We start from the raw sequence: 9198 nt of genomic DNA, 5'->3' as shown, positions 1-9198 counted from the left end.
GCCAATCTGCCCATGACCCGGACCCCGGACGCGCACTTTTACTCAGAAGTCCGTTATAAAGGTGCAAAAGTAGTTTCCATGGCACCGGACTATGCCGAGTATGTTAAGTTCGCTGACCTGTGGATGCCGGTGAAACAAGGGACCGATGCGGCGGCGTTTCTGGCAATGGGACACGTTGCACTTAAAGAGTTTTTCCTCGACAAACAAGACGCGTATTTCCACGAATATGCACGTACTTATACTGATCTTCCGGTACAAGTTATGTTGCGAAAACATGGTGACGCTTACGTGAGTGATCGCTACTTGCGTGCCTCAGATTTCGCCGACGGCATGGGGGAAAGTAATAATTCAGAATGGAAAACCATTGTCTATGACGGCAACACCAAGACGTTTGTCACGCCCAATGGTTCAATCGGTTTTCGCTGGGGTGAAACAGGCAAATGGAATGTTTTGCCCAAAAATGCCGCCAATCAACAGGAAATCATAGCGGAATTGAGTTGTATTGATAATCGTGATGAAGTCGTATCCGTGGCTTTTCCGCACTTTACACCGGATGAACCGGAGCTATTGCACCGCAACATCCCCGCCAGGAAATTAAAACTTGCCAGTGGCGAACAAGTCTATGTGACCTCCGTGTTTGATCTGCAACTGGCGCAATATGGGTTGGACCGAGGATTGGGTGGTGACAATGTCGCGTCATCTTATGATGATGAGACTGTTGCATATACCCCGGCATGGGCGGAAAAAATAACCGGTGTTAAACGCGCTGATCTGACCCGTACCGGCCGCGAGTTTGCCTATAACGCCTCAAAAACCAAAGGTAAGTCCATGGTCATACTGGGCGCGGCGATCAATCACTGGTATCACAACGATATGAATTACCGGGCTATTATGAATTTGTTACATATGTGTGGTTGTGTAGGCCAATCGGGCGGTGGTTGGGCGCACTATGTGGGCCAGGAAAAATTGCGGCCCCAAGCCGGTTGGGCACCCATCGCCTTTGCTTTGGACTGGAACAGGCCGCCCCGTCATATGAACAGCACTAGCTATTGGTATTTTCATACCGACCAGTGGCGATATGAAACCCTGGATGCTGATGCCATGCTGGCTCCAACCGCCAAGGGCAAATACAAAAATTACACACTGGCAGATTACAATGTGGTAGCACAACGGTTGGGTTGGTTGCCGTCTGCACCTCACTTTAATCGAAACCCGCTGCATATTGTAGATGACGCAGAGAAAAACGGTGCCACAGACGAAGCAGGAGTGGCCAAGTATGTGGTGGAGAAGCTAAAGAGCGGCGAGTTGGATTTTGCCTATGCAGACATCGATAATCCGGTTAATTTTCCGCGCAATCTTTTCGTTTGGCGTGCCAATCTGCTAGGTTGTTCCGCTAAGGGGCACGAGTATTTTCTAAAACATTTGATTGGCGCACAAAATGGAGTCATGCAGGAAGGCGTACATGGTAAAGACAGCAAGGAAATCAAATGGGTGGAGGAAGGTCCCATCGCCAAGCTGGATTTAATGGTGGATATAAACTTTAGACTCAATTCCACCGGTGCTTACTCCGATATCGTTTTGCCGACTGCGACTTGGTATGAGAAGAACGATCTCAATACAACCGACATGCATCCGTTTATTCACCCGCTTTCCGAGGCGGTATCGCCAGGTTGGGAATCCAAAAGCGACTGGCAAATCTTCCGTAGTATTGCCAAATCCTTTTCGGAGCTGGCTGAGAAACACCTGGGTGTGCGCAAAGACGTGGTTGCCTTGCCCATGCACCACGATTCACCCTTTGAGTTGGCGCAGCCATTAGGTGTACAGGACTGGAAAAAAGGCGAATGCGAACCGGTCCCGGGTAAAACCATGCCGCTGTTGAAAGTTGTGGAACGTGATTATGCCAACGTTCACAAAAAGTACAGTGCCTTAGGGCCGCTGATGGTCAAGCTCGGCAACAATATTAAAGGTATCGACTGGAATACGGAGCAGGAATACGACAAGCTGAAAGATATTAATTATACGATAAAGGACGAAGGTATTACTAAAGGCATGCCCTCACTGGAAGAGGATATTGCAGTCTGTGAAGCGATACTGCATATGGCGCCGGAAACCAACGGTGATGTGGCACACAAATCGTGGACAGCAATGAGTGAAAAGACGGGCATCGATCACCACCATTTGTATGCCGGGCGTCAAGAAGACAAAATTACCTTTCATGACATTCAAGCGCAGCCGCGCAAAATTATCACCGCGCCCACCTGGTCAGGGATCGAATCCGAAAAGGTGAGCTATAATGCAGGTTATACCAACATCCACGAACACATTCCGTTTCGAACACTGACCGGGCGAGCACAGTTCTATCAGGATCACGAGTGGATGCTTGATTTCGGCGAAGGATTTTGCGCCTACCGTCCTGCGGTGGATATGAAATCCCATATCAGTGTGCCATCGCAAGTAACAGATAAACCCCATCTGGTGTTGAACTGGATCACACCGCACTCTAAATGGGGGATTCATAGTACTTATCAGGATAACCTGCGCATGCTGCAGTTGTTTCGAGGCGGGCCGTATATATGGGTGTCTGAAAAGGACGCGCAGCAAATCGGACTTGAAGATAACGATTGGGTGGAAGCAATAAACGTCAACGGGGCAACAGTAGCCAGGGTAGTGGTGAGCCAACGTGTACCAAATGGGATGGCAATGATGTATCACGCCCAAGAGAAAAACGTGAATGTGCCCGGCTCAAATTCCACGGGTAAGCGGGGAGGAATTTTAAATAGCGTCACACGAGTGGTGGTTAAGCCTACCCACATGATTGGTGGGTATGCACAGCTTGCGTACAGCTTTAACTATTACGGAACTGTGGGTTCACAACGTGACGAATTTGTAGTGCTACACAAGATAGAGGATCGTGATATCGACTGGTTGGAGCGACCACTAACACCTGAACGTGAGGGGCAATTGAATCCACCCGGAATTGGACCAAGGTAAACGATGGTGGCCAAAGTACGCTTTAAAGTTTGGTAGGTAAGGAGAATATAGATGAAAGTTCGTGCGCAATTTTCACTGGTATTTAACCTGGATAAATGTATTGGTTGCCATACCTGTTCAGTGACATGTAAAAACGTTTGGACCAATCGCAAGGGAGTAGAATACGCCTGGTTCAATAATGTCGAAAGTAAACCCGGTGTTGGTTTTCCAAAGCAGTGGGAAAATCAAGAGGTGTGGCGAGGTGGTTGGCATCTAAAAAATGGTAAATTGGAATTACTCTCCGGCAGCAAGCTGGAACGACTGCTAAATATATTCGCAAATCCGGACATGCCGGAAATCGATGATTATTACGAACCGTTTACATTCGATTACTCGCATTTGCAAACCGCGCCTTTATCGGAGGCCACGCCGACTGCACGTCCTCGCTCCATGATAGATGGCGAACGCATGGAAAAAATTACCTGGGGACCTAACTGGGAAGACGATCTGGCAGGGGAATTTTCAAAGCGTTCACGCGACAAGAACTTTAAAGATATCGATAAGCAGATCTATTCGGAGTTCGAACAAACTTTTCACATGTATTTACCGCGAATTTGTAACCACTGTTTGAATGCCTCGTGTGTGGCAGCCTGTCCTTCCGGCTCAATTTATAAACGTGAAGAAGACGGTATCGTCTTGGTGGATCAGGATAAATGCCGTGGCTGGCGTATGTGTGTCAGCGCCTGTCCGTATAAGAAAATTTTCTACAATTGGGAATCCGGAAAAGCAGAGAAGTGCATCGGATGTTATCCGAGGGTAGAGTCTGGTCTGCCGACGGTGTGTTCAGAATCATGTGTCGGTCGCATTCGGTACAACGGTATAATGCTTTATGACGCTGATAAAATAGAAGCAATGGCCAGTAAATCAAATGAACAGGATTTATATCAGGCTCACATGGATATTTTTCTGGACCCCAATGATCCGGAGGTCATCAAACAGGCCCGGATAGATGGCGTACCGGATGATTGGATTATCGCAGCGCAAAAATCGCCAATTTATAAGTTGGTTATCGATTGGAAGCTTGCCTTTCCGATCCATCCGGAATTTCGCACCTTACCCATGGTGTGGTATGTGCCACCGCTCTCACCTGTACAGTCCCAAATCGACCAGGGTAATTTGCCCACTGGGCCGGATGGTGCCATTCCCGTCGCAGACACACTGCGAACTCCGATAAAATATCTTGCCAACCTGTTAACCGCGGGTGACGAAGAACCCGTTCGCAATGCGCTTAACCGCATGATTGCAATGCGCAGTTATCAGCGTTCTGTGCACGTTGAAGGAGTTGCAGATACTCGGGCCCTGGAAGTTGCCGGTATAACCGAAGAACAGGCGAAGGAAATGTACCGTTACCTCGCCATTGGCAATTATGAAGACCGCTTCGTCATACCCACGGCTCATGAAGAGACCCGTCTGGAAGATTTTCATAGTTTTCAAGGTCAGAACGGTTTCACTTTCGGTAACGATAGTTCGCCAGGCATCAGTGCAAAATCATTGTTTCCGGAACGACGCAGAGAATCGGTGGAGTCGCTTGATTCCGCACCTTCTGCGGATGAACGTTAGCAAAAACTTGGTGTTTGTACAGAAATCGTCACAAGCAAGCCGTAGCAGGAGAATAATATGTCTATTTACAGAATTCTATCGGTGCTTTTGCATTATCCGCAACAGGAATTACTTGATGCCGTGGTGGACATACGGACTATGTTGAAAGAGATGCCGCTGTCGACACGGGATAGTGATGTGCTGGAAAATTTCTTACAGCGATTGGAGTCAAAGGAACTGACAACACTACAGGAAGAGTATGTGCAGACCTTTGATCTGGTTCCGGAACACAGCCTGCACCTTACTCATCACTTGTTTGGCGATGAACGCGGAAGAGGCCCCGCGTTGATCGATTTGACAGAATATTATAAAGAGTTTGGATTACAAGCTGATGAAAAAGAATTACCGGACTATCTGCCAATGATCCTGGAATTCAGCTCGGAATTGGATGAAACTGAAGCACATTTATTTCTTAGTCAGACAGTGAAGGTATTACAACAATTGGCAGTCAATCTGGAGAAAGTCGGCAGCCCCTATGCAGCATTGGTACGCGTTGTCGAAAGCAAAGGGCAACTTGCCCCTATTGCCGCGTGAGGAGGAAAGAATGGACCTGCACACATTAATTTTCGGCGTTTACCCCTATTTCGCTACAACCGTTTTTCTGCTGGGAAGCTGGATTCGATTTGACCACGAGCAATACACTTGGAAAAGCGACTCGAGCCAGTTACTGTCGAAGAAATACCTGCGTTTTGGCAGCAATATGTTCCATATCGGAATTATTGCTTTGTTTTTTGGCCATGTCACTGGCCTGCTGACTCCTCACCAGGTGTTCTTGTCGCTTGGAGTCTCTGACATGGCGCACCAGTGGACAGCAATAACTGCCGGTATGATTTTCGGGGCGATGTGTTTCATCGGTGGTGTTGTGCTTTGGTTGCGGCGAATGTTAAACCGGCGAGTACGTGCAGCTTCACGTTGGATGGATATCAATATACTTGGTTGGTTAGTACTAACCGTTGCCCTGGGTCTTGCTACATTGCCGGTTTCCATTTCTCACGCGAAATCCGGAGACCCGGCAGTTATGGTGTTATTGGCAAACTGGGTGCAAAGTATACTCTATTTACAACCTAACCCCGATTTAATTCGAGACGTCTCGATTGTGTACAAGCTGCATATATTTGTGGGCATGTCAGTATTTCTGTTTTTTCCGTTTACACGTTTGGTTCATATCTGGAGTGCCCCTATAGGTTATCTTGGACGCGCATACCAGATTGTACGTACCAAGAAAACGATATGAGGAAAACAAAACTTAAGTAACCCCGCTCTAGTAACCCGACTCTTGAGTCTGCGAGGGCGTAGGTGCTTTGCCGTCGGCGGGTAGTTAGTATGCGGTTTGTAAGCTCAGGTAATTGAGTGTTTTTGGAAACCGTATCGGGATATTGGAAAGCGTATATACGTTTTTGCTCCTCAGTAATTGGTTCGGCTTCGATTGCGACACCCTCTATGGGAATGAGTGAGGCACACGTGACACCGGCGATGGCTGAAAGAATATGACCACCGAATACATTCCACGGTTTCCCCAGGGGGCTCTTTCGGGCACAGCAAAGATCAATATGGTTTATGCGCCCATCGAAGGAATGATATAACTTGCGTTTTCCAATCCAACAACCCAGGTGCTTATATAGTATACGCAGAGTATGCCCGCATTACCGCCGAGTACACATATGAACTTCTCTCGGTGATTGAATCCGTTGCCGATGTTATGGAAGGTGTTCACGGTCCGTATAAATCCAAAGGCCGGGAATTTGCATATTGACAGCTCTATCCTCCAAAAAATTTTGCACACCTTTTACATTTAAACAGCTCTGCACATTCCCCAACACAGACAGGTTCTTTGATTTGATTTTGTGCGTAATACTGCCGCCGGGTTATTAAAGGAAACCGACGTTTGGGCCGAAAATGCCTTTGCCATACATTTGTTAGGGATAAAACCCAGTGTTCCACTCAGATTAATTGGAATTTTTCGTGCATTAACCCACCGAGAAAATCTAATCCGTTTACACAATATTGAGGCAGCTATGAAATTTTCACGCAGACATTTTTTAAAATTAAATTCTATTGTGCCTTTAGCTCTATCATCCTTGTCCCTTGTGACCCAATCGGTATTTGCCAAGTCCAAATCACCGCAGTCTGATGAAAAAATTCGCTGGGATAAAGCGCCTTGTCGATTTTGTGGCGTGGGTTGTAGCGTCATGGTGGGTACTCAGAACGGTAAAGTGGTGGCCTCCCAAGCGGACCCGGAATCTCCGGTTAACCGTGGAATGAACTGCGTCAAAGGGTACTTTTTGCCAAAAATACTCTATGGGGAAGATCGTCTGCAAAAACCCCTGTTGCGTATGACCGATGGCAAATACGACAAGAACGGGACTTTTACTCCCGTCAGTTGGAAAACCGCGTTAGATATTATGGCGGAAAAAATAAAAACCACCATGAAAGCCAAAGGTCCGACAGCACTGGGTATGTTCGGTTCCGGGCAATGGACGGTTTGGGAAGGCTATGCGGCGGTCAAACTCATGAAAGCCGGTTTTCGATCCAATAACCTTGAGCCCAACGCGCGACATTGCATGGCTTCGGCGGTGGCGGGGTTCATGCGTACTTTCGGTATTGACGAGCCCATGGGGTGTTATGACGATATCGAACACGCGGATGCCTTTGTGTTGTGGGGCGCCAATATGGCGGAAATGCATCCTATTTTGTGGACCCGCGTAACCGAACGGCGTTTGAGCAATAAAAATGTCAAAGTGGCCGTGTTGTCCACCTTTGAGAATCGTAACTTTGATTTGGCTGATGTGGGTATGGTGTTTAAACCCCAAAGCGACTTGGCCATCCTCAACTATATTGCAAACTATCTCATTCAACACAATGCTGTAAACAAAGACTTTATTAACCAGCACGTGAACTTCCGCATGGGCAATGACGATATCGGTTATGGCCTGCGTCCCGATCACGAAAAACAGAAAAATGCCAAGAACGCAGACAAAGCCGGCGGTTCCAAGCCCAGTTCTTTTGATGAATTCAGAAAATTTGTTTCTTCCTATACCTTGGAAAAGGCCCATGAGATTTCCGGTGTGCCCAAGAAAGATTTGAAGAAGCTGGCAGAGCTTTACGCCGATCCCAAACGCAAAGTGGTGTCTTTCTGGACCATGGGTGTGAACCAGCATACCCGCGGAACCTGGGTAAACAATCTTATTTATAATTTGCATCTGTTAACCGGCAAGATCTCCGAGCCCGGTAACGGGCCTTTCTCTTTGACCGGTCAGCCGTCCGCTTGCGGTACTGCCCGCGAAGTAGGTACTTTCGCCCATCGCTTGCCCGCGGATATGGTGGTGAAAAACGAAAAGCATCGGGAAATCGCCGAAAAAATCTGGAAATTGCCCAAGGGCACTATTGTGGGTAAACCGGGCTTTCATGCCGTTTTGCATAACCGCAAACTCAAAGACGGTGATATGAATTTCTATTGGGTTATGTGTAACAACAATATGCAGGCGGCAGCCAACCTCAATGAAGAAACCTATCCCGGCTACCGCAATCCGGACAATTTTATCGTTGTCTCTGATGCTTATCCTACCGTAACAGCCCAAGCGGCCGACTTAATTTTGCCCACAGCCATGTGGGTGGAGAAAGAGGGCGCTTATGGTAACGCGGAACGCCGCACCCAGTTCTGGTATCAGCAAGTCCCGCCTCCAGGCGAGGCTAAATCGGATATGTGGCAGATTGTGGAATTGTCCAAGCGCTTTAAAACCGACGAAGTCTGGCCTAAGGAGTTATTGGATCAGGAACCGTCCTTACGCGGCAAAAGCTTGTTCCAGGTTTTGTTCCAGAACGGCAATGTGAACAAATTCCCGCTGAGTCAGGCCAATAAGGAAACGGAAAACCACGAAGCCAAGGACTTCGGTTTTTACATCCAAAAAGGCCTGTTTGAAGAGTATGCCAGTTTTGGTCGGGGCAAAGCCCACGATTTGGCGGACTTTGACACTTACCACAAAGTACGCGGCTTACGTTGGCCTGTGGTGGATGGAAAAGAAACGCAATGGCGGTTTCGCGAAGGATATGACCCTTATGTCGCCAAAGGCAAGGGTGTTGAATTCTACGGTAAACCGGATGGTAAGGCCTGGATCTTTGCTTTGCCCTATGAACCGGCGCCCGAAGAGCCGGATAAAGAATACGATTTGTGGCTGGTAACCGGTCGGGTACTGGAACACTGGCACTCCGGTACCATGACTCGGCGAGTTCCGGAATTATACCGCGCAGTACCGGATGCCCTGATTTATATGCACCCGAAGGATGCCAAAAAACGCGGTTTAAAACGGGGTATGGAAGCGCGCCTGGCATCGCGTCGAGGCGAAATCAAAGCTACGGTGGAAACCCGTGGGCGCAATCGCCCGCCGCAGGGCGTGGTGTTCGTGCCCTGGTTTGACGCCAGCGTATTGATCAACAAAGTGACTTTGGATGCCACCTGTCCTATCTCCAAACAAACCGATTACAAAAAATGTGCGGTTAAGTTGGAGCGGGTGTAACGGACAATAGTTAACCCAAGAGCAATATGACGAAATTAGCAAAAAGGCAAACGAT

Annotated in this window: 5 protein-coding genes; all 5 read left to right on the top strand. The window is 48.0% G+C overall.

Going from position 1 to position 9198, the window contains the following annotated elements; genetic code table 11:
* Positions 1-2991: nitrate reductase subunit alpha (locus OEY58_13600; protein MDH5326488.1), on the top strand; the 2991-nt coding region annotated here is incomplete at its 5' end.
* Between the two features lie 51 nt (positions 2992-3042).
* Positions 3043-4590 carry a nitrate reductase subunit beta gene (narH, locus tag OEY58_13595; GenBank protein MDH5326487.1) on the top strand — a complete coding sequence of 516 codons (1548 nt, stop codon included), beginning with the start codon at positions 3043-3045 and terminating at the stop codon, positions 4588-4590.
* Between the two features lie 57 nt (positions 4591-4647).
* Entirely contained in the window at positions 4648-5163 is a 516-nt protein-coding gene (gene narJ / locus OEY58_13590; protein ID MDH5326486.1) for a nitrate reductase molybdenum cofactor assembly chaperone, read from the top strand.
* 10 nt (positions 5164-5173) lie between these two features.
* Positions 5174-5863, top strand: coding sequence for a respiratory nitrate reductase subunit gamma (gene narI, locus OEY58_13585; protein ID MDH5326485.1), 690 nt, complete (start codon positions 5174-5176; stop codon positions 5861-5863).
* Positions 5864-6644: 781 nt separating this feature from the next.
* Positions 6645-9143: a nitrate reductase catalytic subunit NapA gene (napA, locus tag OEY58_13580; GenBank protein ID MDH5326484.1), complete on the top strand. Its 2499-nt coding sequence runs from the start codon at positions 6645-6647 to the stop codon at positions 9141-9143.
* Positions 9144-9198 lie beyond the last annotated feature (55 nt).

The organism is Gammaproteobacteria bacterium, from assembly GCA_029882975.1.
In the GTDB taxonomy this organism is placed as follows: Bacteria; Pseudomonadota; Gammaproteobacteria; order SZUA-152; family SZUA-152; genus JAJDNG01.
The sequence above is the reverse complement of the archived record's forward strand: the minus strand, read 5'-3'. Positions and strand labels throughout refer to the sequence as shown.

Coding starts and splice junctions, on each gene's coding strand:
- narI (MDH5326485.1), top strand. CDS start 5,174: ATGGACCTGCACACATTAATTTTCGGCGTTTACCCCTATTTCGCTACA.
- napA (MDH5326484.1), top strand. CDS start 6,645: ATGAAATTTTCACGCAGACATTTTTTAAAATTAAATTCTATTGTGCCT.
- narH (MDH5326487.1), top strand. CDS start 3,043: ATGAAAGTTCGTGCGCAATTTTCACTGGTATTTAACCTGGATAAATGT.
- narJ (MDH5326486.1), top strand. CDS start 4,648: ATGTCTATTTACAGAATTCTATCGGTGCTTTTGCATTATCCGCAACAG.